Annotated in this window: 21 protein-coding genes and 1 pseudogene; 10 read left to right on the forward strand and 12 right to left on the reverse strand. The window is 52.2% G+C overall.

The window, feature by feature from the left end:
* Positions 1–143: 143 nt before the first annotated feature.
* The 6 genes and pseudogenes from infC to ABKA16_RS03765 all read right to left on the reverse strand — a co-directional run.
* A pseudogene (gene infC, locus ABKA16_RS03740) lies at positions 144–794 on the reverse strand (translation initiation factor IF-3); the annotation flags it as partial.
* Positions 795–1,005: 211 nt separating this feature from the next.
* Positions 1,006–2,373 carry an amino acid ABC transporter permease gene (locus ABKA16_RS03745; RefSeq protein WP_380998574.1) on the reverse strand — a complete coding sequence of 456 codons (1,368 nt, stop codon included), beginning with the start codon at positions 2,371–2,373 and terminating at the stop codon, positions 1,006–1,008.
* Positions 2,370–3,059: an amino acid ABC transporter permease gene (locus ABKA16_RS03750; RefSeq protein ID WP_380998571.1), complete on the reverse strand. Its 690-nt coding sequence runs from the start codon at positions 3,057–3,059 to the stop codon at positions 2,370–2,372. The genes ABKA16_RS03745 and ABKA16_RS03750 overlap by 4 nt, the downstream gene beginning before the upstream one ends.
* Positions 3,060–3,062: 3 nt before the next feature.
* Positions 3,063–3,848: a glutamate ABC transporter substrate-binding protein gene (locus ABKA16_RS03755; protein ID WP_381000112.1), complete on the reverse strand. Its 786-nt coding sequence runs from the start codon at positions 3,846–3,848 to the stop codon at positions 3,063–3,065.
* A gap of 166 nt (positions 3,849–4,014) precedes the next feature.
* A complete protein-coding gene (locus tag ABKA16_RS03760; protein ID WP_381000110.1) occupies positions 4,015–4,788 on the reverse strand; it encodes an amino acid ABC transporter ATP-binding protein in 774 nt (257 codons plus the stop codon).
* A gap of 298 nt (positions 4,789–5,086) precedes the next feature.
* Complete coding sequence (locus ABKA16_RS03765; RefSeq protein WP_380998568.1) at positions 5,087–5,881, reverse strand: Cof-type HAD-IIB family hydrolase; 795 nt, start codon at positions 5,879–5,881, stop codon at positions 5,087–5,089.
* A gap of 71 nt (positions 5,882–5,952) precedes the next feature.
* Here ABKA16_RS03765 and ABKA16_RS03770 point away from each other — a divergent pair, with 71 nt between their 5' ends.
* Positions 5,953–6,756 carry a thiamine diphosphokinase gene (locus ABKA16_RS03770; protein ID WP_380998565.1) on the forward strand — a complete coding sequence of 268 codons (804 nt, stop codon included), beginning with the start codon at positions 5,953–5,955 and terminating at the stop codon, positions 6,754–6,756.
* 348 nt (positions 6,757–7,104) lie between these two features.
* On the opposite strand, the gene mmsB is transcribed toward ABKA16_RS03770, so the two are convergent.
* The 3 genes from mmsB to ABKA16_RS03785 form a co-directional block, all read right to left on the reverse strand.
* Positions 7,105–8,367 (reverse strand): multiple monosaccharide ABC transporter permease, encoded by a 1,263-nt coding sequence (gene mmsB / locus ABKA16_RS03775; RefSeq protein WP_380998562.1) that lies wholly within the window; start codon positions 8,365–8,367, stop codon positions 7,105–7,107.
* A complete protein-coding gene (locus ABKA16_RS03780; RefSeq protein WP_007147137.1) occupies positions 8,364–9,923 on the reverse strand; it encodes a sugar ABC transporter ATP-binding protein in 1,560 nt (519 codons plus the stop codon). The genes mmsB and ABKA16_RS03780 overlap by 4 nt, the downstream gene beginning before the upstream one ends.
* Before the next feature lie 193 nt (positions 9,924–10,116).
* Positions 10,117–11,274, reverse strand: coding sequence for a substrate-binding domain-containing protein (locus ABKA16_RS03785; protein ID WP_380998558.1), 1,158 nt, complete (start codon positions 11,272–11,274; stop codon positions 10,117–10,119).
* A gap of 303 nt (positions 11,275–11,577) precedes the next feature.
* Between ABKA16_RS03785 and ABKA16_RS03790 the strand changes: the two genes are divergently transcribed.
* From ABKA16_RS03790 to ABKA16_RS03800, 3 genes are all read left to right on the forward strand, one after another.
* A complete protein-coding gene (locus tag ABKA16_RS03790; protein ID WP_380998555.1) occupies positions 11,578–12,819 on the forward strand; it encodes an ROK family transcriptional regulator in 1,242 nt (413 codons plus the stop codon).
* Positions 12,809–13,645: an ATP-binding cassette domain-containing protein gene (locus ABKA16_RS03795; RefSeq protein ID WP_380998553.1), complete on the forward strand. Its 837-nt coding sequence runs from the start codon at positions 12,809–12,811 to the stop codon at positions 13,643–13,645. The genes ABKA16_RS03790 and ABKA16_RS03795 overlap by 11 nt, the downstream gene beginning before the upstream one ends.
* Positions 13,646–13,738: 93 nt before the next feature.
* The gene (locus tag ABKA16_RS03800) at positions 13,739–14,071 is read left to right on the forward strand and encodes a hypothetical protein (protein WP_380998551.1); all 333 of its coding nucleotides are present in this window, start codon (positions 13,739–13,741) and stop codon (positions 14,069–14,071) included.
* Positions 14,072–14,157: 86 nt separating this feature from the next.
* Here the strand turns inward: ABKA16_RS03800 and ABKA16_RS03805 are convergent, their stop codons facing one another.
* The 3 genes from ABKA16_RS03805 to ABKA16_RS03815 all read right to left on the reverse strand — a co-directional run bounded on the left by ABKA16_RS03805 (position 14,158) and on the right by ABKA16_RS03815 (position 16,739).
* Positions 14,158–14,505, reverse strand: a complete 348-nt coding sequence (locus ABKA16_RS03805) for a hypothetical protein (RefSeq protein ID WP_380998548.1) — start codon at positions 14,503–14,505, stop codon at positions 14,158–14,160.
* A 76-nt stretch (positions 14,506–14,581) separates the two neighbouring features.
* Complete coding sequence (locus ABKA16_RS03810; protein WP_380998545.1) at positions 14,582–15,955, reverse strand: ATP-binding protein; 1,374 nt, start codon at positions 15,953–15,955, stop codon at positions 14,582–14,584.
* The gene (locus ABKA16_RS03815) at positions 15,945–16,739 is read right to left on the reverse strand and encodes a LytR/AlgR family response regulator transcription factor (RefSeq protein WP_434156643.1); all 795 of its coding nucleotides are present in this window, start codon (positions 16,737–16,739) and stop codon (positions 15,945–15,947) included. The genes ABKA16_RS03810 and ABKA16_RS03815 overlap by 11 nt, the downstream gene beginning before the upstream one ends.
* 289 nt (positions 16,740–17,028) lie before the next feature.
* Here ABKA16_RS03815 and ABKA16_RS03820 point away from each other — a divergent pair, with 289 nt between their 5' ends.
* The 6 genes from ABKA16_RS03820 (at position 17,029) to ABKA16_RS03845 (ending at position 24,669) form a co-directional block, all read left to right on the forward strand.
* Entirely contained in the window at positions 17,029–19,185 is a 2,157-nt protein-coding gene (locus ABKA16_RS03820; protein WP_380998542.1) for a glucose PTS transporter subunit IIA, read from the forward strand.
* Positions 19,186–19,196: 11 nt separating this feature from the next.
* On the forward strand, positions 19,197–20,099 hold the full coding sequence (locus ABKA16_RS03825) for a PRD domain-containing protein (protein ID WP_007147128.1): 903 nt from the start codon (positions 19,197–19,199) through the stop codon (positions 20,097–20,099).
* Positions 20,100–20,256: 157 nt separating this feature from the next.
* A complete protein-coding gene (locus tag ABKA16_RS03830) occupies positions 20,257–20,523 on the forward strand; it encodes an HPr family phosphocarrier protein (RefSeq protein ID WP_380998538.1) in 267 nt (88 codons plus the stop codon).
* Between the two features lie 84 nt (positions 20,524–20,607).
* The gene (ptsP, locus tag ABKA16_RS03835) at positions 20,608–22,299 is read left to right on the forward strand and encodes a phosphoenolpyruvate--protein phosphotransferase (RefSeq protein ID WP_380998535.1); all 1,692 of its coding nucleotides are present in this window, start codon (positions 20,608–20,610) and stop codon (positions 22,297–22,299) included.
* 202 nt (positions 22,300–22,501) lie between these two features.
* Complete coding sequence (gap, locus tag ABKA16_RS03840; RefSeq protein ID WP_380998532.1) at positions 22,502–23,557, forward strand: type I glyceraldehyde-3-phosphate dehydrogenase; 1,056 nt, start codon at positions 22,502–22,504, stop codon at positions 23,555–23,557.
* A 152-nt stretch (positions 23,558–23,709) separates the two neighbouring features.
* Positions 23,710–24,669 carry an aldose 1-epimerase family protein gene (locus ABKA16_RS03845; protein ID WP_380998529.1) on the forward strand — a complete coding sequence of 320 codons (960 nt, stop codon included), beginning with the start codon at positions 23,710–23,712 and terminating at the stop codon, positions 24,667–24,669.
* Positions 24,670–24,697 lie beyond the last annotated feature (28 nt).

The following is a 24,697-nucleotide window of genomic DNA, read 5'->3' on the forward strand; positions in this document are numbered from 1 at the left end:
TTTTCCCCGGCAGTTTTCGAAGAACCTGCTGTGGATCTGCCTTCCCTGGAAGCCCTAGCCCTGCCAGTCCCACGCGGCTTGCTGCCGCCTGATGCTGCCCTGCCGGATGAGGAAGCATGTACCTGTACCGGTTCGATGCCCAAAGACTCAAGGGTTTTATGGGCTTCTTCAGCCGCAGCCTTCTGAGCCTCCTTTTTAGCAGTCAGACGGGCCTGCTGACGGGCCTGGCGTTCTTCACGCAAACCGGCACCGCGGCGGCGCTGTTCAGACTGCTTATGGACTTTCTTACCTTTAGGCGCAAGCACCATAATGATATTCCGTCCATCACGGCGGGGAGCAGATTCAACTGTGCCTGATTCCTCTACCTCGCCCGCAAGACGCTGCATCAGTTCAATACCGCCAACAGGGCGCGACTGCTCGCGTCCGCGCAGCATAATACTGACTTTGACCTTATCGCCCCCCTCAAGGAAGCGAGCGACCTGGTTTTTTTTCACTTCGAAATCATGATCATCAATTTTCAGACGGAAACGTGTTTCTTTTACCTCAGCTGTGCTCTGGTTGCGGCGGGCCTCACGGGCCTTGATCTTCTCGTTATACTTGAATTTGCCGTAATCAATAAGCTTTGCTACCGGCGGTTTGGCATGCGGAGAAACCTCGACAAGGTCAAGGTTTGCTTCGCGGGCAAGATTGAGCGCTATCGTTGTTTTAACAATACCGACCTGTTCACCCTGCGGTCCAATGAGACGCACTTCAGAAGCACGAATCTCATCATTTATACGCTGTTCGCTGATGATGACTCCATTTCATATTGTTCCGTATGAATCACCCGGACATACGCAAACTGCTGCGATCCACGCAACATATATGGCATATTACTGCCACAAGGCATAAGCCTTACCCGAAGCTGCGGAAAGCTTCCAGGTGGGAGATCCACTTTCTTGATTTCTCAAGCCTTAAACAGATTACCATACCCCTTGACATATATGCATATACAGAATATTTGCTTTACTCGCCGCCCGTTCCTGGAGTATTGGTGCCATCCGGACTATGTGTGCCTGCAGTGCCTTTAATACCGCCAGTATTCTCAGCATCCCCATCTTTGGTACCTTGCGTATCATTCGGGACGGCGCCCTGCTCAGGCAAAGGCCCGATATAACGGGATTCATCTACCCGGCGCATGGAACTGCGAAGCCAGCGATGTTTCCGGGACGGCCTCTTTTTGCTTACCGGCCTCTTTTTCTTCGGGGTATGTACGCGGATCTCCTGAGTGATCATATCAGCCAGCTTTTCCACAGACGAAGGGTCGCCGTAGCGCCCGCGCCCATGGAGGTACTGCTCCTCATCATCATGGAGATAACCGCGGTAATCGCCCCGCCAGCCGTGCGGAGTGACGCCTGAAGCACCATAGCTGTCCGGAAGCTCCGGCTGTGCACCGCCAAACGGGCGCGGCGTACGCGCAACTTTAACGCGCACGACGTTAGAAGGGTCATTGATAGCAATAGGCGCCGTAGGGTCAGGGATCGTTGAGCCCGATGTACGGCTTGCAATATGCGCAGGCAGCCACTCGGAGATCCTGGAAACAATGAAGCACATGATGAAATACAGGACCGCAGCGATAGTCAATGCCTGGAGGATATTGAAATACATAGAACCCAGCCGCCTGGACTGCTGGAGCAGGTCCGTATACAGGATGATAGAACCCAATGCCGTATCCTTAAGGACAACAACAAGCTGGGTAATCGCCGCAGGGAGCATTGCATATAACGCCTGCGGGACTTCGATAGTCATAAGGGATCGCGTCCTGGTAAGCCCCAGCGCCAGGGCCGCTTCGCGCTGTCCTCCCGGAAGGCTGCCGACGCCGGAACGTACAAGCTCAGCAACAACGGAGCCGTTATACAGCACCAGAGAAAGCGTCACAGCCCAGTAGCTTGATGATGGGATATTAGCAGCTGCGAACCAGCGCCACATGAAAATCATCATCAGGAGGACAGGCACGGCCCGGCAGAACTCAACTACGATCCCTGATACTGCGCGTACAAGCATATTAGGGATAAGCCTGCCTACCCCAAAGATAAGGCCGAAAACCACAGACCCTATAATTGCTACCGCTGATGCGCTCAGCGTCTGCACAAGCCCGGGCAGGTAGAAATCGGCCCATGCCTCACCGTCCAGTGCAGGCTTCCACAGTTCCCAGCTAAGCTGGTTTTCCCCGTCAGGAGGATTGTGGAGCCTCATAAGGACGAACACAATAAGGGCTGCTATGAGTACCGCACCAATAGCATTGATAACGCGGATCCTGCGGCGCCCCTTAGGCCCCGGGGCATCAAAAAGGAGCTGCGATGACGTATCGCGGGAATTCTGGGAATTGTTCATCGGCGCACCGCCAATCTGTTGGACAGGTATGTTGTAACCAGGCCTATCGGAATGATAAGGATAAGGTATCCGACAGCGAAAACAAGGAATATCTGGAGTATCCGGCTGGGATGGAACTCAAGCATTTCACTCATTAATGATGATGTCTCTGTTGTCACTGATGCCGCTGCCGCAACCGTTGAATTCTTGAGGAGGGCAATAAGCGTATTGCCCAGAGGCGCTACTGATCCGCGCAGGGCCTGCGGAAGGATGACCGAAGACGCAGACTGCATAAAAGTGAGCCCCAAAGCACGGGATGCTTCAGCCTGCCCCAGAGGGACGGTATTGATACCGCTCCTTAACGACTCTGAGACGAATGCAGCCGTATACGCGCTCAGCCCGACGACAGCAAGCCAGAAGAAGTTGACAGTAAAGTTATCAGAAAACTTCAGCTTTAGCTGGCCGAAGAAACCCAGGACCATGAACACCATAATGATAGTGAGCGGCATATTTTTGAAGAATTCAGTGTATGCCGCAGACAGCCCCCTCAATGACGATATTGGGCTGATACGCATCATAACGAGTATCACTCCAGCAACCATTGAGAAAAGCGCTGACCATAGCGTGATCTGGATATTGACCCAGAACGCCGCAGGGATATTATATTCCTGGAAAAGCTGGACAAATCCTGTGAAAAAATCCCTCATCTGCTATTCACCTTCCCTGGCGACCGGCGGGTTATACTGAGGGTCCGGTGAATATCCTGAACCTGCAGTGGAATTTTTGATTGCCCGCATCCATGTACCGGTTTTGACCATATCATTGACCGCAGCATCTATCTTTTGCGCGAAAACTTTGGAGTTCTTATTCTTCTGTATACCGATGCCGTAGTATTCCTGGGTAAAGGGCTTCCCGACCAGTTTCAGTCTTCCCCGGGCATTGGAAGCCAGCCCGGCGAGGATAATGTCATCTGTTGTGACTGCATCTACGATACCTGAAAACAGGGCTGTAGCGCATTCGGCATAGCTTGGCTGTTCCATAAGCTGGACTTTGCTCGCGTAGCGTTTTTTGATCACAGTTGCAGATGTTGAACCGGTCACAGAACACAGACGTTTCCCGTTAAGGTCCTGAGGGCCACGGATAGATGTGTTGTCTTTGCGGACAAGGAGGTCCTGCCCGGCAACCAGATACGGGCCGGCGAAATCAATAGTCTTTTTACGGTCAGAAGTAATGGAATAAGATGCTATGATCATATCGACATCACCGTTCTGGAGCATAGTCTCGCGCTGTTTTGAAGGCGCTTCAACCCATACGATCTCGTAATCCTTATATCCAAGCTTGTGCGCGATATAGCGGCCTACCTCAACATCAAAACCGGAGTATGAATCCCTTTTCTTGTATCCAACCCCAGGCTGGTCGAACTTGATACCGATCTTTATCACATGGCTGCTGCTGGACGTGCTGCCGCACGCAGCCAGGGATACTATGCTTGCCATGGCAATAAACAGTGCCGCAATCTGTGCTGCGATCCGCCTGCGGCGGGTACTGCCGCTGCCGGCCCTGCTACCGTACCCCGGGCTGCGGCGCATACTGTGCCCGGCACAGGCACCGGCACCGGGGACAACCGTATTTCCACACATCATAAAACTACCTTCTTCCTGCTTAATGCTCAAGGATCTTAGACAGAAAGTCTTGTGCACGGGCTGTCTGAGGGTTGCCGAAGAACTGGTCGGGGGTCCCGGATTCGAGGATCTTCCCATCAGCCATAAAAATAATACGGTCTGCAGCTTTACGGGCAAAACCCATCTCATGGGTAACGCAGATCATGGTCATCCCTTCAGAAGCAAGGCTTACCATAACATCCAGGACTTCATTGACCATTTCAGGGTCAAGCGCTGAAGTCGGCTCATCGAACAGCATGACTTTCGGATGCATGGCAAGGGCACGGGCGATAGCTACGCGCTGCTGCTGCCCGCCGGACAGCTGAGAAGGCATTTTACCGGCCTGCGAATCAACACCTACACGCGCCAGAAGCTCCATCGCCTCATCCTGCGCTTCACCTTTCTTCATATGGCGCACTTTGATAGGGGCGAGCGTTACATTATCAAGGATGTTCTTATTCGCAAACAGGTTGAACTGCTGGAAAACCATACCGACTTCAGCACGCAGGTCAGCGAGGGCCTTACCCTCCTGCGGAAGCGGCTCACCGTCAATAAGGATGGAACCGGAATCAACAGTTTCAAGCCTGTTAATGGTACGGCACATAGTAGATTTACCGGAGCCTGACGGGCCGAGGACCACAAGCACCTCGCCTTTGGTGACTTTAAGATTGATATCTTTCAGGACATGCAGTGAGCCGTAATGTTTTTCCACGTGCTGCAGTTCAACAAGCGTGCGGGAAGGGTCCTTTTTATCGCTCCGCCATGCCTCCCGCATACTATGCGTATCCGGCTGCAGCATATCAGTCTGGCCACTGCTGCCTAACTCTGCATTGCCTGCCAGATCCTGAGCGCTCTGTATCTCGGCCATCACACACCTCCTGGAATCCTGTGCGGGAATATCCCGGCACCCTATTACTGCTCATTTCCGTTTTTATGTATCCCCGTCGTCTCAGACGGGGTGGGCGAAACTGCCCGCATAGCCGTCAATGGGACCTGAATCCTACTTACCACAAAATAATACCATACAGGTATAGCACACAGGCAAAACCCTGCGAAACCTGGGCAAAGACAGCCTACACTATGCCGAAATGTTTAAGTGCCTTGTACACCCCGTCATCATCGACACTCTGGGTGACATAATCGGCATGCGATTTAACAGAGGAATGCGCATTCCCCATTGCTACGCCGATACCTGCATAGTCAAGCATATCAATATCATTGCCGCCATCCCCAAATACGACGCAGCCTTCCCGGCCGAGGCCCCATGCGTCAAGCATGGCCTGTATCCCCTTATCTTTGCCGCCATCCGCAGGGATAAAATCAGCAAAATCAGGATGCCACCGGACAGGACGGATATGGGTAAACATCGTATCCAGCTCCTTTTCGACATCAAGCGGCACAAACATGCTGAACTGGTAAATATTGTGATCCAGGGCACGCATCGGATCATCAATTACCGCCTTATCGACGGTCCCCCCAAGATCCTTGTACAGTTTCGTAACCTCAGCACCGATACGGTTAAAATATCCGTAATCCTTTTCAGAAAAATGCACGCTGATATTAGGATGGTCCTGGAGATAGCCGATGAACAGCTCTATTTCTTCGTGTTTCAGATATTCATCCCTGTAAGTGCCTTTCCCGTCGTATGCTATCTGGCCTGTCATGCAGACACAGCCGTCAAAATCCATATCAAGCGTACGCTGTACTGCCTGGAGCTCCTGAGGCGAACGCCCTGTTGCAAGCGCTGTTTTGATACCCTTCTGCCTGCATATCTCAACTGCATCACGGGCAGACCGCGGGACATCATTCGTTGCAAAGCTTGTCAGAGTCCCGTCAATATCAAAGAATACCGAAGTAATTGTGCGCATGGTATAACTGTACAGTATCGGCAGCAGATCATGATCATATGAATATACTGAAAGCCTTTTATACTGAATATATGGCACAACTGACCGGTTCTCCGTCCACTGCAGGTGGTCCGCACGGATACCGCGGGATATCTTCCCCGGTGTTCACGCGCTGTGCGATTTTCGCAGCAGGCGAATACTACGAGGAAATACCTTATCTCGACAAAACTTCGTATGTTATAGCTGCAGACGGAGGGCTTGATTATGCGCTGGCGGCAGGGGCCACCCCTCATGCCCTTATCGGCGATAATGATTCCCTGGCAAATCCGGCGGCAGCGGGGTCACTGGCAGAAGATACAGATATTATTACCCTGCCGTCGCAGAAAGATGATACAGACCTCTCAGCAGCGGTAAAATATGCATGGGATAAAGGCCTGCACCAGTTTGATATTTACGGGGCACTCGGCAGGCAGATCGACCATACGATCTCCAGCATGACCATACTTGCGCTGATTGCACAGTCCGGCGGTATCGCTTTCCTCCATGGCGACCATACGATAGTAACAGCAATATGCGATGCCAGGATGGAATTCCCTCACGGTTATGTGGCTCCGCGCAGGATGGTTTCTATTTTCGCATACAGCGATGTATGCACAGATGTATCTGTAACCGGCCTGAAATACGGGCTGGACCATGCAACTGTGAAGAGCATCAACGATTTCGGATCCCGTAACGAATTTGTCGGCGATACCAAGTCTTCTATAGAGGTTTCTTCCGGGACGCTGCTTATTACATATCCCAGCGAAGCCCCCTATCCGACTGTTGTTACACAGCGTGACCCTGCAAAATCGCTTGGCACTGTGAGTACAGCTGTTTCCAGCCATCTGGCCCATTAGCATTTTTCGAGAATCACATCCATACCTCGCCCAGTGCCGGCAGTTTTCCGCAGCCATTTTTTGCTGCATTTCCCAGTCTGGTGGTAAAACACGCAGATACAAAATTATTTTCGGCGGTTTTCCACATTTTATTTTTTGTATCTGCGTGTTTTACCACCAGCGATCGATGGCCCGACCCCCCCCCCCACGCACGGGCAACACCCTTTTCCGCCGCTCCCTCTCATCAAAAAAGGGCTGCTGTCAGCCGACAGCAGCCCCTGCACAGGCACATCCTGCAGAAGGAAGTGCACCTGTGCCTATTGCGGAATCTTATTCAAGGAGAGCCTTTATATTTTATCTGTTATCTGTTTATGCCTTCTTCCTCTTGCTCAGCAGATCGAAGGCAACTGCGAGGAGCAGGACAAGGCCTTTGATCGTTTTTACAATAGCCGTATCAACACCCATGATCGACAGGCCCTGGTTGATAACACCCATAACCAGCGCACCAATCACGGCACCGGGTATAGTGCCGATACCGCCGGTAACAGCCGTACCGCCGATGAAGCATGCCGCAATAGCATCCATCTCAAATTCCATACCTGCCTGCGCAGTAGCAGACGCCAGGCGGGACAGCATCGCAATAGCGGCTACGGCAGAAAGGAAGCCCATATGGATATACAGGATAAAATCAACCATCTTGGTGTTGACACCGGACAGTTCCGCAGCCCTGCGGTTCCCGCCCCGGGCATAGACATGCCGGCCGAAAACCGTCCTACTCAGGATGAACTGGTATACCACTACAAGGACAGCAACGATAACAAGCATGATCGGCGTCCCGCCTTCAGTGCTGTTGCCCGAGGATGCCAGCAGATATGTTACGAACCCTATCACCAGGGCAGCGACGACGATTTTGATGACCGTCAGGCTCATCGCTTCAGGGATAAGCCCCACTTTGATAACTTTCTTACGGTTGCGCAGCTGGCTCCACACGAACAGGGCGAAGCACAGGATCCCCAGGACGATAGTAAGCCCATCGAACCCGCCCCAGAACCCGAGGATATTCGGCAGATAGTTCCGTGCGATCCCACGGAAAGAGTCTGATGTAATAGGCACAGACTCGCCAACGATCACCGTTGCCAGGCCGCGGAACATGAGCATGCCGGCCAGCGTCGTGATGAATCCCGGGATCCCCACGAAGGCTATCCAGAACCCCTGCCAGACACCGATTACCAGTCCCACGAGAAGGCTTATGATAATCGCGAGGATCCAGTTCATACCCATATGCTGCATCAGGATGGCACACACCCCGCCGATAAAGGCAACAAGCGACCCCACGCTCAGATCGATCTGCGTGGCAATAATAACCATCACCATGCCGATAGCAAGTATGATCACATAAGCATTCTGCTGGATAAGGGATACGAACGAGTTAGGCTTGAGGAGTACGCCTCCCGTAAGGATCTGGAAGGCAATGACAATAACAACAAGGGCGCCGACAATACCGTACTGGCGCAGATTGCCTGTAATCGATGCTACAAGCGACTCCTGCCTTCTCTGCGGATGCTTCCGGCCTCCCCTATCGGGCTGCGATGTATTGCCCTTCTTTTCCACACTGACATTTGCGGAGCTCATTGGGAAACCCCTTTCCTTTCCTTTTCTTTTGTCATAAATTTCATAAGGTATTCCTGAGAGAAATCTTTCCTCTCAATATTTGCAGTGACCACTCCCTGGCTTACCGTGTATATCCTGTCGCACACGCCAATAAGCTCAGGAAGCTCTGAAGAAATGAATATGATCGCCTTCCCTGAATCAGCAAGGCCTTCAATGATCTCATATATTTCAAATTTAGCACCAACATCTATGCCGCGTGTCGGTTCATCCAGTATAAGGATATCCGGATCTGAAAGGACCCATTTCGACAGGACGACTTTCTGCTGGTTTCCGCCGGAAAGCGTTGATACAGGAACTTCAATACTTGTTGATTTGATATTGAAAGCACCTCTGTAATGTTCTACTTCCTTGCGTTCCACATTGGAGTCGATCACACCGAATTTTGACAGTTCGCGCAGGGACGCCAGCGATGCATTCTCGCGTATGTTCTGAAGAAGGTTAAGCCCATAGGCTTTCCTGTCTTCCGTAGCATATGCCAGCCCCGCACTGATAGCGCTTTCCGGAGTTTTCATCGTTACCGGCCTGCCGTGGATAAACACTTCCCCGGATATCCCCGAGCCATAGGAATGGCCGAATACGCTCATGGCAAACTCAGTCCTCCCCGCACCCATAAGCCCTGCAAGCCCAACAATCTCACCTTTACGGACGCTAATATTGGCATGGTCTACAACAATGCGGCCGGTATCAAGCGCATGATGGACTGTCCAGTCTTTCACAGCCAGCACTTCCTGGCCAATATGCGGCTCATGCCTGGGATACAGGTTGTGCAGCGGACGGCCCACCATAAGCCTGATCAGCTCATCCTGGTCGAGAGGATTATCAGCGGTTACATGCATGCTGCCCACCGTGGACCCATCACGGATAACGGTGACATTATCGGCAATCGCAGCGATCTCATTAAGCTTATGTGTAATAATGATGCTCGTTACGCCATGGTCATCGCGCAGTTCCCGCATAAGCTGAAGAAGGTGCGCCGAGTCCTCATCATTAAGCGCCGCAGTCGGTTCGTCAAGGATCAGGAGCTTGACATCTTTGGACAGTGCTTTAGCGATCTCTACCAGCTGCTGCTTGCCAACGCCGATATCCATTATCAGCCGTGAAGGGTCTTCATCAAGCCCAACGCGGCTAAGCAGGGCCTGCGCACGCGAACGTGTCGCATTCCAGTCGACCACACCGCGAGAACCCTGTTCATTGCCCATAAAGATATTTTCTGCAATCGACAGGAACGGGCTTAATGCAAGCTCCTGATGTATTATTACTATCCCAAGTTCTTCAGATGCCTTGATATTCCTGAACTCGCAGGCCTGTCCGTCAAAAATGATGTCGCCCGAATAAGTACCGTGAGGATATACGCCTGACAGCACATTCATAAGGGTCGATTTCCCGGCACCGTTTTCTCCGCAGACAGCATGTATCTCGCCGCGCTTGACATCAAGATTGACATCAGTCAGCGCCTTCACCGGACCGAATGTTTTGGTGATATTTTTCATCTGAAGGAGGGTATCTGTTCCAGACATATCACACTTCCCCACAATTAGCCATAATAATCCCCCATTATCTGAAGTGCAGCGGTACATGCGCATCGCGGCATGTGCCATGCTGCCTGGCTTCTTAAATAGTCGTATATATTTCTATTTATACGGTTTAGATAAGCCGGGCAGGAGCCCGGGCTGCAGAAAACTCCGCAGCCCCTGCCCTGCCCTGGTAAGGTCATTTGCCCGTCAGCTGGTCAAACTTCGACTGGGTAACATATCCTGCCTTGACAAGATCACTGAGATTATCCTTAGTGATATTCTGCGGGTCAAGGAGCTTGGACCGTACATCTTTCTTGCCGTTATTGAACTTGCCGTTCAGCCCGGTAACTTCCTTGCCGTCTGCGATCTGCAGGATCATGTCATATACGGCATCAGAAAGCTTATTGACATTCTTGAACACCGTTTCGGCCTGCTTCTGTTTTGCGATATTCGAAATTGCTAGCTCCATAGCATCCTGGCCTGTAATAACCGGCCAAGTATCAGTGCCCGGCACCATATCCGGCCGCTTCGATTCTATTGCATTGATAATGCCCTGGCTGATCCCATCATAGGGGGAAAGAACTGCGGAAAGCTTCTCCCCATGGGAATACGTTGAGTCAAGGATTGATTCCATATCTTTCTGCGCCTGTTCCGCTTTCCAGCTCTGTACGGAGATCTTCTGCCAGTCACCGACCGTGAATTTGCTGGTCACGCCGCCTCCGTGCTTTGACGGGGAAACAAGTATCCCCTTTTCAAAATACGGTTTCAGCAGATCCCACGCACCTTTGAAGAAATACTTGGCATTATTGTCATCGGGAGAACCCGTGAAAAGCTCCACATTAAAAGGACCTGTAGCTCCCTTTTCAAGCCCGAGCTTATCGATGATATATCTGGCTTCCAGGACGCCTACCTGTTCGAGCTGGAAAGTTGCATAGTAATCGACAGCGTTGGTATTCATGATCAGGCGATCATAAGCAATAACTGTAGCACCTGCATCCTTGGCCTTTTCGACGGCCGGGCCGACTGCAGTGCCGTCTTTCGACGCAACAACAACAATCTTGGCATTGTTGTTGACCATATTCTCAATATCGGCATTCTGCTGGGCAGGCTTATCATCTGCAAAAGAAAGGATGACTTTGTAACCTGCTTTTTCAAGCTTTGCTTTAAGCCCGTTACCGTCCTTATTCCATCTTTCCTCGCTTTTAGTCGGCATTGAGATACCGATAGTAGCGCCTTTTTCGAGTTTCGTTGTGCTGCCGGCGCCGGCGCCGCTGCGGGAACCTCCGCAGGCCCCCATAGCCCCAAGCATTGCCACACCTGCAATAAGCGCAACCAGCTTCTTTGTAATTTTCATGGTTATCCTTCTCCTTTGAGGAATACCAGGTTATCTATGGATACGATCCATAGGTGCAGAAATTTTCTGCTATCACTATCCTAATTTATTGAATTTAAGAAGTCAATTCAATAATCAAGTTTCGTGTCGTTTTTCTTTTTATCATAAATTCTTAACGTTTACTGGAGTCTTTCTGAAATAGCGGTTTCAGGGAATAATAACTGCTCAGCAGCGCAACCCTGCACTATTTATATTCTTAACCGATCATGCTGCTTTCTATATGGACATGGTGCATACTTCTGCAATCTGCATTATACTGGTGTTATGAGGAATCCGTTTACCGGCTCGCAGTCTTCACTTCGTGAAGCCAATAAGGCGCTGCTTTTCGATACCATCCAGAAGTTCGGATCCCTTACACAAGTTGAACTGGCTGAAAATACAGGGCTGTCAACAGCAACAGTATCAAACCTCGTCCGGCAGCTTGTTGATGACGGCGTTTTTGAAACCTCATCATCAATAAGGTCAGGCCGGAGGGCATCTTTAGTAAGCATCAGCCGGCGCGAAGGCATAGCAGCCGGGTTCTGCATAGGCGTACGCTCACTGAACCTGTGTATAACCGATTCTGCCAATACCCTTCTGGCCCAGCATTCCCTGCCTCTTGGCGCCCGCCATCAGGCTGATTCTACCCTTGAGCGTTCCGCTGTCCTGCTTAAAGAAACCCTGACATCAATTGATGCTTCAGCAGATGAACTCATAGGCATCGGTGTAGGCTTATCAGCCCCGGTTGATTATAAACTCCAGAAAATAAGCGTTTCAGGGATCCTCCCCGGCTGGGAAGATGTAGATATCCCGGGATATTACTCCTCAATATTCCATGTAAAAACAACAATCGACAATGACGCTAACCTTGCAGCCCTGGCGCAGCTGCGGCTGAGCAGCCCCGAAGAAAGGGAGGCGGATTTTGTCTTTATCAATGCAGGCGACGGCATCGGTTCGGGAATAGTTGTGAACGGCCAAATCATGCGCGGGGCAACAGGTATGGCCGGCGAGATCGGGCATATACAGGTTGATCCCCTTGGGGGTGTATGCAGCTGCGGCAACCGGGGATGCCTGAACACTGTCGTCAATGAACAGCGGCTCGTATCACTGCTGGCTGTCACACATGGGAATATCACAACACTTGACGACCTCATAGAGCAGGCAAACAGCGGGGATGCCGGATGTAGGAGGGTCATATCGGATGCTGCGTTACGCATCGGTACTGCAGTAGCCGATCTGTGCATAAGCGTAGATCCGGAAGTTATCATACTTGGAGGGAAGCTCGCTGCAGCCCGCGATTCATTTTTTGATTCATTCCAGGAGTCCGTCCAGCGGCTGCTTTTCCCTGAAGTATTGACACCCATAAAAATCATCCTGGCAGACCCTTCACTTACCCGGCCTGAGCGCGGTGCAGTACTGTTAGGGCTGGAATCTGCCAGCAGCATTTCCCGGATAAAACTTGATTCGATTGCCGCGCAAGACGTTAATAGCGGCACAGCGAGGAAAGAAGGCCCGCATGATAGATAAGACACCGTTGGCAGATGTCCGGCATCTGAATGTTACCCTCGGGTTTTCGCAGGCGCTGAAAGATGTTTCGTTTACCATTGAAAAACATGAAGTGCTTGCCATCGTCGGAGACAACGGCGCGGGTAAATCAACGCTGATCAAAGTACTGTCCGGGCTGGTTCAGCCGGACAGCGGGACTATTACATGGAAAGGCGAAGCAGCACGTATACCCTCCATCCACGATGCTATAGACATGGGGATAGCTTCCATGTTCCAGGACGTAGAATTCTGCGATAACCTTGATGTGGCTGCAAATATATTCCTTGGCACTGAAATATCAGCACAGATGAACATCCGCCAGGATGAGCGGATGCACCTGGAAGCAAGGAAGGTACTCAATGCCATGAACTCCTCAATATCTGTCTACTCCCCTATTTCCGCCCTGTCCGCCGGACAGCGGCAGACTGTGGCACTGGCGAGGATGCTGCTGAATGACCCGTCGCTCGTCCTCCTGGATGAACCTACCGCATCCCTGAGTGTTATACAAACGGCCGAAACTCTCAATCACATCAGAAGCCTGAGGGCCGGAGGGAAATCAGTCGTTTTTATATGCCATACACTTCCGGATGTCTTTGCGGTTTCCGACCGTATAGCAATTATGCGGCACGGACGCATAACAGGTGTTTATAAAACTTCAGAGACCACCTATCAGGAAGTGATTGCCAGAATAGCCGGCGTCAGCGACTTCAATGGCCTTACTGCAGAGCAGAAAGACGGGCTTAAAGGGCAGGCACCTGTTAACCGGAGACTGATAGACAGATATGCCGAAGCCTCAGTACAGGGTTAGATGCCCGGCATATCTTTTATCGCGCAGGGGCAGGTGCCTGAGTCCGGAAAGGTACTGCAAACATATAAACAGAAACAGAAAGTGTGACACATTATGAGTACCGCAACTATTATCATCACCGTTATCCTAGGGGTTGCCGGCCTGTCTGCCGGACTTGTTTTCGGTTTCCTGCCGATGGATACCAGGAAGATGACGCAAAGCCATCAGCGGCTGTCCACTATCCTGGGGACTGTGTCAATGGGCGGCGTGATCATCCTTATTTTCACCAATCAGAATATCGCTTCATGGGTACTGATTGGGGCGCTCCTTGCAGGGTTCATCTTAGGCGCTATCCCTGCAGTCCATTCCCGGGCTGTCAAGCGGTTCCCCTACTTCCAGCCTCAGGAAGAACATCAGCCTGTGCGCAGGCCGCGAAAAAACAAATAAACAGGGGTACCGGCCTGCAGGAACCGCAGACAGCAGCAGAGGCTGTACCTTCTGCTGCAGCTGTACGGGCCATAGGAGGTCTGTTATTATCCAGCTGCTGGTGTACCGGCAGCGGAAGAAACGCCCTCTGTAAAAGTATCACCAGTATCCGAAGAAGAATCCGCAAAGCTCTTATCAGCCTTGCCGGCACTGCCTTCTACAGGCCTTTCTTCAGCATCAGTATCGCCTCCTGTCCGGGCAGCACTCCTTACAAAGCCGCGCAGGGCATTGATACCCGTATATGTGATAACGGCAAGAAGGCAGACGATAAAAATAATGCTTCCATAGCTGGTGAGGGTCCCCTGCTTCACATATTCATAGATACTTTGCACCAGCCATGCCACGCAGGCTATACAGGTCAATGCATATAACCGGTTCTTTGCTGTATTGCTCATACTATGCAAGCATACAGCATACGTGCCCTTTGCCATACCTGTTCACTGCATCCCTGATCCGTGAGATTCAGTACGGCTAATGGCGGGAGGGGATCATAACATCCAGGGAAAAAATCCCTCCGTCAGTATCAATGGAAACTGCGCCTCCATACTGCTGGGCAACAAGGCCAATAGATTTGACACCAAACCCATGATACTGCTTATCCGCCTTGCTCGTTACAAGGCTGCCGGCACGAAGCCCCCGGCTTTTCTCAGGATTGCCGCCCGCCAGCTGCGAAGCATGCTCGCCGCTATCCTCATACTCCAGTTCCTGCGTATAGGGGTTTTCAATATGGAAAATGACCATGCCTTTACTCTCCCGGACAGTCATGCGGATATACCGCAGGGATGCATCCCTGATCTGCGTCACCGCTTCGACCGCATTATCCACAGCATTCCCAAACAGCGAGTATATGTCCTGCGGTTTCATAAAAGACAGCTGGGACCCGTCGATCATACGTTCCAGCTGGATGGAACGTTCCCTGCATATCAGGGACTTGTTCGTCAGCAGCACATCCAGCGCATCATTGCCCGTACGGATAGTTGAATCGTAAATCGTTACAAGGTCCCTGAGCCCATTGATCTCATCACCGGGAATCCTGCCGTTGAGCATGCTCAGCTGCTTTTTCAGATCATGGGTCTTGATATTGATAAGATCGATTGTTTCCCTGTCAGCAGCAAGCCGTTTTTTCTGCTGGCTGAGCAGCTGCTGGAGAACAGCACTCTGCCGTACGGCAGCAAAACGGTCCACCATTTGAGCCAAAAGCTCAAGAAGGAAAATACAGGTAATCATGCGGGTCATAATAAAAGTAACAAAAACCGGCCCCGGTATGCCCTCACCGGATGTATACCCGTTATAAATACTCGCGAATACAGTAACACTGAGAAAAACGCCAATTACAAGGAGCAGGATGCGGGTGCTCACTTCAATATCATCAAAAGGCATCCTCCGTATCCTGCACGCAAACAGAAAATATACACAGATAAAAAACGGAATCAATGCTGCTGCATAGATAACACTGGAATATCGGGCCAGAGACGGTCTGCCCCCTGCACCGTGCACGATACAGAAAGCCAGCAGCTGGGCTCCGCAGTAAACCAGATGCTGGGCGGTGACACCGGCGACCAGATAAAGCAGGGTTTTCCTGAGATCCGAATACAGGCATATCCGGATACCTGCATAGAAACAGAGATAGAAAACAAGGCACCTGGCCATTGCTGCCCATGAAGCATCGGGGACTGCAATATCCCACATTATGGCGACAGCCACCATAACAATTACACAAAGCAGGGCTTTTACAGCAAAATACCGCCTGCGCCTTACCTGCGACGTGAACAGCGCTATAGAAAACAGGAGCTCAAAAACAAACCCTGAAGAGTTGAAAAATGCCAGGAGCAGATCAGGAGCCATAGCCGGTACCTAAAATTTTTGCGAGCTGGGCAACAAAACTTTTTCTGTAAGCCCTGCCCACAGGAAGCCGGTGCCCGTCAGACAAAACAACCGTATTATTTTCAACAGCACTGATATGCCGTGAATTGACCAGGAATTTCCTCCCGGAGCGGATAAAACCTAATCCAGTAAGCCTCTCCTCCGCTTCCTGCATAGTGCCCACAGAATTTACCGTACGGTTTTCCAGATGATACTGGAGATCATGCCCACGGACTTCAACATACATGATATTGCGCAGAAGTACCCGCTGCGCCCGTCCGCGCTGGGAAATGACCACGCTGCGCGAATCCTGTTCACATACTTTGACCGCCCGGCTTATCTTGCGCGCAAAATCCGAATACGTGAACGGCTTGATAATATAATCCAATGCATTTACTTCGTAACCACGGGAAGCGTACTGTGCAAGGTTGGTTACAAAAACCAGCACCACGCCTTGGTCCAGCCGGCGCAGCTGTTTTGCTGCCTCCAGCCCGTCCATGGACGGCATCTCAATATCCATGAATACGATGTCATACTGTGCCGAGTATGGGTTAAGGAAACGGACCGGATCCTGGAACAGGACAGTATTGAACTGGATACCACGGGACTGGCTGTATTCATCCAGGCACGCTTCAAGCCGCTCAGCAGCAGCAGTGTCATCTTCAACGACAGCAACAGTCAGCATCAGCACCTCCTTGATCCTGCCCGGTCCAATACGGCCCTTTTCTACAATTATACCGCTGGCCTGCATGCGGTTGCCGCCCATAAGCTTACGCCTGTGGGCGGCAATCACGGAAAGGGAAGGAAGTTATCTATGCTGCAGACATAAGAAAGAATCGCCGTAAATATACGGGTAATTTGCCATTTTCATAAAAACCCAATAGTATGAAAGCATTGATGACAGGGTTGTTACTCTGACGAGGCAAGACCTGGGAACGCATGCTGTTTAACATGCGTTCCCAGGTCTTTTTTATTGCACACTGCAGTGGCAGGCACCGCAGGGCGGCATCCCGGCATCTATACCAATGACCACTCGTTGACGAGAAAGGTACTATATGGGTAACAAAGAAACCGCCCAGGCTATAATCGATGAGATAGGCGGCCCAGGCAATATCACATCCCTGACCCACTGTGCAACAAGGCTGAGGTTCACTCTGAAAGATGCTTCCCGCGTTGACACAGATAAGATTGAAGCTATTGACGGCGTGCTCGCTGGAGTATCCCAGGGTGCGCATAATTACCAGGTCGTTATAGGAGGGGGCGTCGAGTCTGTTTACAACGATATCGAATCCCTGCCTTCCATGGCTTCCGTCAAGATGGGGGAAGATGATGATGCCGTCGGCACAGACAGTGATGCCGGGCTGTCCAATGCGGACGTTAAAGCACAGGAACGCGCAAAGGTGAAGGGGAAGAACCGTTATGTGGACGCCTTTTTCGATTTCCTCTCAGATTCCTTCCGCCCCATCATCGGAGTACTGCTCGGCGCTTCACTCATCATTGCAATAGTCAATGTACTGATAGCATGCAAAGTCATCCCCAATGACACCGCCAACCCGACACTGGTTTTCATCCAGGCCATGTGGAAAGGCGTCTTCTACTTCCTTCCCCTTATGATCGCTTACAACGGCGCTAAAAAGCTGAAAGTCGACCCCTGGGTCGGGACAGCAATCATGGCTGCGGTAATGACGCCGCAATACCTGGCACTGTCAAATCCTGACGGGTATGCCGGAATATTCGGCAATTCCGACGGCCTGAATGCTGCAAAAGCGGCACTGCACTGTACTGCAAATTCCGTGGGGACACAAACATGTTCTACCATAGTATTCGGCATACCCCTGCAGCTAAATGATTATTCTTCCAATGTCTTCGTGCCGCTGTTCATGGTAGCAGTACTTGCGCTTGTCTATAAAGGCCTGCAGAAGATCATCCCCAGCAGTGTGCAGCTCGTTTTCGTCCCCTTCCTGTCGATGCTGATCATGATCCCTGTAACAGCATTCCTGCTCGGCCCACTGGGTATCTGGGTCGGCAACGGCCTGGGCGTTGTCCTCGGATGGCTCAACCTGCATGCACCATTCGTATTCGCCATAGCCATACCGCTCATTTATCCGTTCCTTGTGCCGCTTGGGCTCCACTGGCCTCTTAACGCGCTTATGCTCGCCAACATTAATACACTGACTTACGATTTTATCCAGGGACCTATGGGTACATGGAACTTCGCCTGCTTCGGGGCTACCTGCGGTGTCCTTATCCTGTCTATACGCGACAAGGATACACGCATGCGGGAGACTGCTGCCGGCGCGCTGGCGGCAGGCCTGCTCGGCGGTGTTTCCGAACCTTCGCTGTACGGCATCCATCTGCGTTTCAAGAAGATATATTCACGCATGCTTATTGGGTGCGGAGCCGGCGGCGTCACCATAGCAGTGCTTGGCTGGCTTTTCCCTTCAATAGTCAAAGGGCAGGCCGTACACGGTGTCACAACGAATGTTTTCGCTTTCACCTCGCTCCTTACCATCCCGGTATTCAGCCAGATGTGGGTCTACGCGATCTCCGTTGCCGTGGCATTCTTCACCGCCATGGCCATGATCCTCATCTTCGATTACCGTACCGCTGAGCAGAAAGCCGCAGTAAAAGCACAAACATCCGGCAGCCCGATAACGCTGCAAAGCAAGGCATCTGCTCCTGCACACGGTTCCGCAGCACCGGTGTCCGTGCCGCAGGAAGCCAGCGGTTCTGGTACCGCTGCCTCCGGATCCGCTGAACACATTGTATCCCCACTGCGCGGGCATACAATACCGCTGGAAGATACCGGCGATAAGGTATTTGCCTCCCATGCGCTCGGGGACGGTGTGGGGATCGTCCCGGATGAGGCAGACGGTGCAGTTTACGCGCCTGCCGACGGCATCCTGAAAACTGTCGCAAAAACCGGCCACGCTTACGGCATCAAAACCGACGGCGGCACTGAAATCCTTGTCCATATCGGCATTGATACCGTCAAACTTGACGGACGGGGCTTTACAGTGGCTGTGTCCAAAGGCAACCGCGTCAATGCAGGTGACAAGCTCGCCGACGTGGATTACAGTACGGTAAAATCAGCCGGATACAGTACCACAACGATTATGACGGTAACGAATACCAGGAAAATGGCATCAGTTACTCCCCATACCGATATTGATGCTGAACCCGGTACCGACGTTATCGACGTTGCCCATTAAGGAAGGGTTACATGGATATCCTGCGGGTTTTCAATAACAACGTGGTCCTCGTCCGGGACGGCAGTGAGGAAGTCATTATTACCGGACGCGGTATTGGCTTCCAAGCTAAGCCCGGGCAGCATGTAGATGAGTCCAGGGTAGGCAGAAAATTCATCCCTGCGGATGGAAGGGACCCCGACCATGTTGCCACGATGCTCGCAGGGATACCCCCTGAAATCGTTATCCTTGTTGCCGACGCGCTGGTGGAGTGCGGGATCGCTAAAAGTAACGGCAGTTCCGTGAAAGGGAGTGCCCTTAACCCCATACTTACGGTGGCATTGGCCGACCATGTTGTGGGGGCGCTGAACCGTCTGAAATCCGGTACGCCTGTTGAATATCCCCTCATTGCAGAAGTCAAAACCCTCTACCCTGACGAATATTCACAGGCAACTGCACTGCTCAGCTATCTTAATGCCCATCTGGATAATGCCCTCCCCGGGGCTGAAGCCGTAGCATTTGCACTGCATCTGGTGAATGCGGGGTTCTCTACAGGGGACCTGTCATATACCTACCAGATGACAGGCGTTATCCAGCAGATAGTGAAAATAATCGAGAATGAATTCGCTATCAGTGTTGACCAGAGCACGGTAAGCATAGGGCGTTTCATCACACATTTAAGGTACCTGTTTGTCCGCAGCTATCAGAACAAACAGCTGACCAATGAGCCCCTTGCCATCTCGAAAGCAATACAGGATTCTTACCCTGATGAATATAAATGTGCAAGGACTACTGCATCCCTTCTTGAGCTGCGGCTCAACGGGCCGATAACGGATGATGAAATTGCATACCTGACCCTGCATATTGCCAGGGTCCGCAAGCAGGCAGCCCAGGAAGCCGAAGGGAAAGGATCAGCAGAAAAGCCGGACGGTACCTGACCGCAGACCAGACAGACGCTACCATCGGAAAACACTGTCAGGGCCGGTACTGTCAGAACAGTACAGCCACAAGCTATAAAAATAAATTACAAAATTCTGCAGAGGGCTTGAAAAGCCTCTGCAGTGCCTATAAAAACCATACCGAAAGGACAATACCATGATTTCACGTACAGCAACAATAGGCGCATCTGTAGGCCTTCATGCCCGTCCGGCAGCTTTAGTCGCCGAAACGGTTGACGACAAAGGCATTGACGTTACAATGCATTTCAACGGTGAAGAGGCAGATGCCGCATCGGCGCTTGAAATAATGACTTTAGGGGTCAAAGGCGGTGATGAAGTAACCATCACCTGCGATGACGATTCCAAAGGCGTTGAAATGGATGAACTGGCGCAGCTGCTCGCCCGTGACCTGGATGCAGAATAAGGCCTGGGTACGGGCCGGGCAACGGAAAGCAAAGTATAAGTACTGTCAGGAATAAGTATAAGTACAGAAAGGATAAGGATTTGTATGTCTGATGGACACCAGATATTGAACGGTATCGGCGTATATGCAGGGACATCCCACGGCCGCGTGGCATTCGTTATGCCGGCTCCGGAGGCAGATCCGGACGAGGGTCCATGCACTGACTGGGAAGCAGGCAGCGCCAGGATACGCGAAGCTATGCAGGCTGTAGCAGAGGACCTGAGAAACCGCCGTGACCTGGCAACCGATGAAAAACCCAAAGCAGTCCTTGCAGCAACTGCCCAGCTGGCCGCTGACAAGGGGCTGATCAAATCGGTCGATAAAAAACTCAAAAAAGGGGAAGGGCCCACCCACGCAGTTTGCAGTGCTGTCGAAGATTATGCGGTGCTGCTGAAAAAACTCGGAGGATACATGGCAGAGAGGGTCACTGACCTGCATGATGTCAGGGACCGTACTATTGCACGGCTGCGCGGCCTGCCGGCACCGGGGGTGCCTGATATTACCGAACCAGTAATAATTGCAGCATATGACCTTGCGCCAGCTGAAGCCGCCACCCTTGATCCAAAACTCGTCATGGGCATACTGACTGAGGAAGGCGGGCCTACCAGCCATACAGCCATACTCGCAGCACAGCTTGGCATCCCATGCGTCGTCAAGATAAGTGGGCTTACAGAGCATGTCCATGACGGCGGCACGGTTGCGCTTGACGGCGGTGTCGGTGAAGTGGTCGTCTCCCCTACAGAAACTGAAATTGCAGAGCTTGAGGAACGTTCCCGCCGCCGGGCTGCAGCACTGGCAGGGTCATCAGGGGAAGGTGCAACCCGCGACGGCCACCATGTGGCGCTTTACGCCAATATCGGGAAGGAGGGGGATGCAGAACGCGCAGCCGCATTCGACCTTGAAGGTTCCGGCCTGTTCCGCACAGAATTTCTTTTCCTCGGGCGCGAAGAGGCCCCTGCCCTTGAAGAGCAGACAGATATTTATACCGCGGTACTTGAAGCTTTTGGAGGGCGGCATGTTGTTGTGCGCACGCTTGATGCCGGTGCCGACAAGCCTCTGGCCTTCGCGAACCAGGACAAGGAAGAGAACCCTGCATTAGGGATACGCGGCCTGCGCCTGGGGATGCGCCGGACTGACCTGCTTGATACCCAGCTGCAGGCGCTGGCGAACGCTTATCAGAAAACGCACGGTGACCTCTGGGTCATGGCGTCTATGGTGTCAACTGTTGATGAGGCGGAATGGTTCGCGGAGAAAGCCCGCGGATTCGGCCTGCCGAAAATAGGCGTTATGGTCGAAGTCCCTGCAGCTGCAATCCGTTCCTCGCAGATCCTGTCTGAAGTCGATTTCTGCTCTATAGGCACTAATGACCTTGCGCAGTATACTATGGCTTCAGACCGCCTCAACGGGGAGCTGGCAGGCCTTCTGTCGCCCTGGCAGCCCGCAGTCCTGCGCATGATCAAATTTGCCTGCGAAGGCGGGGCAGCTACAGGAAAGCCTGTAGGCGTCTGCGGCGAGGCAGGGGGTGATCCGCTTATGGCCCTGGTACTTACCGGGCTCGGTGTCAACTCGCTTTCCATGGCTGCAACCAAAGTGAATGCCGTTCGGGCTGCCCTGCATATGCATGATCTGTCTACCTGCCAGCAGATGGCTGCCTATGCACTTGATGCGCGTACAGCTAAAGATGCTCGGGCCGCTGTTATCGCATTGGCGGATCCCCAGCTCCTTGATCTCCTGTAGGCTCCGCTGCCGGATATACGTATCCCCGGAATTCACAACACAAAGCCCTGTACGCGAATGCCCGTGCAGGGCTTTTCTCTCGGCACATTCGCCACCCGCGCGCCTTGATTCAGTACAGTCTCGCAGATACAATAGAGCCGTTGGCAATAAAGCCTATCCCGCTGGCAGGCCCAGTGAGGTATTTTCCTAAGGAAGTAAATATATGACAGTAAAAATTGGTATTAACGGTTTCGGCCGTATCGGACGCCTTGCATTCCGCCGCATTTTTGAGCTTCAGGAAAAAGGCGGTGAAGCTAATGACATTGAAGTCGCAGCAATCAACGATCTGACTACGCCTTCCATGCTTGCTTACCTTCTGAAATATGATAGCAGCCAGGGCCCATTCCGCCACGCTGACGGTACTCCGGTCAAGGTTTCTTCAACCGATACCGCCCTCATAGTTGAAGGGAAAGAATACCCTGTTTATGCCGAAAAAGATGCATCTAATATCCCGTGGGTCGCCAATAACGGTGTCGAGTATGTCCTTGAATGCACCGGTTTCTATACTTCTGCCGAGAAGAGCCAGGCGCATCTGGATGCCGGAGCAAAGAAAGTCCTTATTTCTGCCCCTGCTAAAGATGAGACCACACCGACAGTCGTATACGGCGTCAACCATGATATCCTCAAGGCATCCGACAGCATCGTGTCTGCAGGCTCCTGCACCACGAACTCCCTGGCAGCCATGATCAAGACCCTTGACGACAATTGGGGTGTGAAGATCGGCTTCATGACCACTATCCACGCCTATACCGGTACACAGATGATCCTTGACGGCCCGCGCTATTCCAAGGAGCGCAACAACCGTGCTGCTGCTGTGAATACCATCCCGCACAGCACCGGTGCTGCAAAGGCTATCGGCAAGGTGGTACCTTCCGTTGACGGCAAGCTCCAGGGGCATGCCCAGCGCGTGCAGGTCCCTGACGGTTCCATAACAGAGCTGACTGTTGAACTTGAAAAGCGCACTACTGCAGACGAGATCAACGCAAAGTTCAAGGAAGCATACGAAAACTGCGAGTATTACGGCTATAATGCTGACGGGATCGTATCCTCCGATATCATCGGCGATACCCACGGCGGCGTGTTTGACCCGACCCAGACTGTTGTCAACACTACTGAGGACCATCAGCTGGTACAGACAGTAGCTTTCTACGATAATGAGTACGGCTTCACCTGCAATATGATCCGTACCCTCCTCTACTTCGCAGAACTGGCACAGTAGCAGGAATATACCGGCAGCTTTTACCGGCTGCTGCAGGAAAAGTGAAAATCCCCGGCTTACACGGAAACAGGCCGGGGATTTTTTAGAGGGGATGATGCCCCGGAACACTAAAAGGACTATCATCATTTATCAGGATTACAACGGAGTACGCTATGGATATTATCCGCCCGCGGCACCAGCACCATCGCGGGAATGAGTATATTATTGAATCAGGCAGCTACCGGGCTGTTGTCTTTCAGCAGGGTTCGGCGCTGAAATCTCTGACATGGGAAGGGATAGATATCGTAACCCCCTCACCGGCTGATGATATCCCGCACAGCTGCGCAGGGCAGCTGCTTATCCCCTACCCCAACCGTATTGAAGACGGCCAGTATACTTTTGAGGGGGTCCGGTATGAGCTTCCCATTGATGAGCATGGGCGGAACAATGCTATACATGGCTATGGATACCGTGCTATGTGGGATCTCGACAGTGTTACAGAAACCAGCATCACACAAAGCTGGCGGACGCCCTATCTCAGCGGCTATCCTTTCGATCTGAGAGTCCGCGCAGTTTATACTGCAGATGCTGAAGGGCTGCATGTTACTGTAACTGCCCATAATGCTGACGCTAAAAACGCCCCGTGGGCATGCGCCATGCATCCGTGGCTGGCTAATGGGTCGGACGCCCATGGCGATGCCATTGATGCAGCCAATGCACAGTGCCGTCTGGCTATCCCTGCCGATACGCATGTCACTGCTGACGGCAGGCTCCTTCCTACCGGGACCGAAAATGTTGACGGCACACAATACGATCTGAGGAACGGCCCGACCCTGGAAGGGCGGCCTTTTGATGATGCATGGACAGACGTCAGGCACAATGCGGACGGGCTGGCCACTGCAGTATTCACCCGCCCGGATGGCATTACAGTTGAGCTGAGCGGCGACAGAACTGTAACCTCCTTCCAGGTATGCACCGGTACAGGTTTCCCCGAAAGCACGCGCCCCCAGGGGGTAGCCGTGGAACCACAGACCGCATACGCTAATGCGTTCCGCAGCGGTATCGGCCTTATATCCATTGCCCCAGGGGAAGAGGTAAGCACCACAATCCACTACAGCGCCCGCAGGGCATAAAGCAAATACACTGCACAATCGCAGGCAG

Origin of the sequence: Scardovia wiggsiae (assembly GCF_051045985.1) — a bacterium.
Taxonomy (GTDB): Bacteria; Actinomycetota; Actinomycetes; order Actinomycetales; family Bifidobacteriaceae; genus Scardovia; species Scardovia wiggsiae.

Excerpts from the sequence above, each read along its gene's own strand:
- ABKA16_RS03745 (WP_380998574.1), bottom strand. The coding sequence starts at position 2,373 with ATGAACAATTCCCAGAATTCCCGCGATACGTCATCGCAGCTCCTTTTT.
- ABKA16_RS03750 (WP_380998571.1), bottom strand. The coding sequence starts at position 3,059 with ATGAGGGATTTTTTCACAGGATTTGTCCAGCTTTTCCAGGAATATAAT.
- ABKA16_RS03755 (WP_381000112.1), bottom strand. The coding sequence starts at position 3,848 with ATGGCAAGCATAGTATCCCTGGCTGCGTGCGGCAGCACGTCCAGCAGC.
- ABKA16_RS03760 (WP_381000110.1), bottom strand. The coding sequence starts at position 4,788 with ATGCGGGAGGCATGGCGGAGCGATAAAAAGGACCCTTCCCGCACGCTT.
- ABKA16_RS03765 (WP_380998568.1), bottom strand. The coding sequence starts at position 5,881 with ATGCGCACAATTACTTCGGTATTCTTTGATATTGACGGGACTCTGACA.
- ABKA16_RS03770 (WP_380998565.1), top strand. The coding sequence starts at position 5,953 with ATGGCACAACTGACCGGTTCTCCGTCCACTGCAGGTGGTCCGCACGGA.
- mmsB (WP_380998562.1), bottom strand. The coding sequence starts at position 8,367 with ATGAGCTCCGCAAATGTCAGTGTGGAAAAGAAGGGCAATACATCGCAG.
- ABKA16_RS03780 (WP_007147137.1), bottom strand. The coding sequence starts at position 9,923 with ATGTCTGGAACAGATACCCTCCTTCAGATGAAAAATATCACCAAAACA.
- ABKA16_RS03785 (WP_380998558.1), bottom strand. The coding sequence starts at position 11,274 with ATGAAAATTACAAAGAAGCTGGTTGCGCTTATTGCAGGTGTGGCAATG.
- ABKA16_RS03790 (WP_380998555.1), top strand. The coding sequence starts at position 11,578 with ATGAGGAATCCGTTTACCGGCTCGCAGTCTTCACTTCGTGAAGCCAAT.
- ABKA16_RS03795 (WP_380998553.1), top strand. The coding sequence starts at position 12,809 with ATGATAGATAAGACACCGTTGGCAGATGTCCGGCATCTGAATGTTACC.
- ABKA16_RS03800 (WP_380998551.1), top strand. The coding sequence starts at position 13,739 with ATGAGTACCGCAACTATTATCATCACCGTTATCCTAGGGGTTGCCGGC.
- ABKA16_RS03805 (WP_380998548.1), bottom strand. The coding sequence starts at position 14,505 with ATGAGCAATACAGCAAAGAACCGGTTATATGCATTGACCTGTATAGCC.
- ABKA16_RS03810 (WP_380998545.1), bottom strand. The coding sequence starts at position 15,955 with ATGGCTCCTGATCTGCTCCTGGCATTTTTCAACTCTTCAGGGTTTGTT.
- ABKA16_RS03815 (WP_434156643.1), bottom strand. The coding sequence starts at position 16,739 with ATGGGCGGCAACCGCATGCAGGCCAGCGGTATAATTGTAGAAAAGGGC.
- ABKA16_RS03820 (WP_380998542.1), top strand. The coding sequence starts at position 17,029 with ATGGGTAACAAAGAAACCGCCCAGGCTATAATCGATGAGATAGGCGGC.
- ABKA16_RS03825 (WP_007147128.1), top strand. The coding sequence starts at position 19,197 with ATGGATATCCTGCGGGTTTTCAATAACAACGTGGTCCTCGTCCGGGAC.
- ABKA16_RS03830 (WP_380998538.1), top strand. The coding sequence starts at position 20,257 with ATGATTTCACGTACAGCAACAATAGGCGCATCTGTAGGCCTTCATGCC.
- ptsP (WP_380998535.1), top strand. The coding sequence starts at position 20,608 with ATGTCTGATGGACACCAGATATTGAACGGTATCGGCGTATATGCAGGG.
- gap (WP_380998532.1), top strand. The coding sequence starts at position 22,502 with ATGACAGTAAAAATTGGTATTAACGGTTTCGGCCGTATCGGACGCCTT.
- ABKA16_RS03845 (WP_380998529.1), top strand. The coding sequence starts at position 23,710 with ATGGATATTATCCGCCCGCGGCACCAGCACCATCGCGGGAATGAGTAT.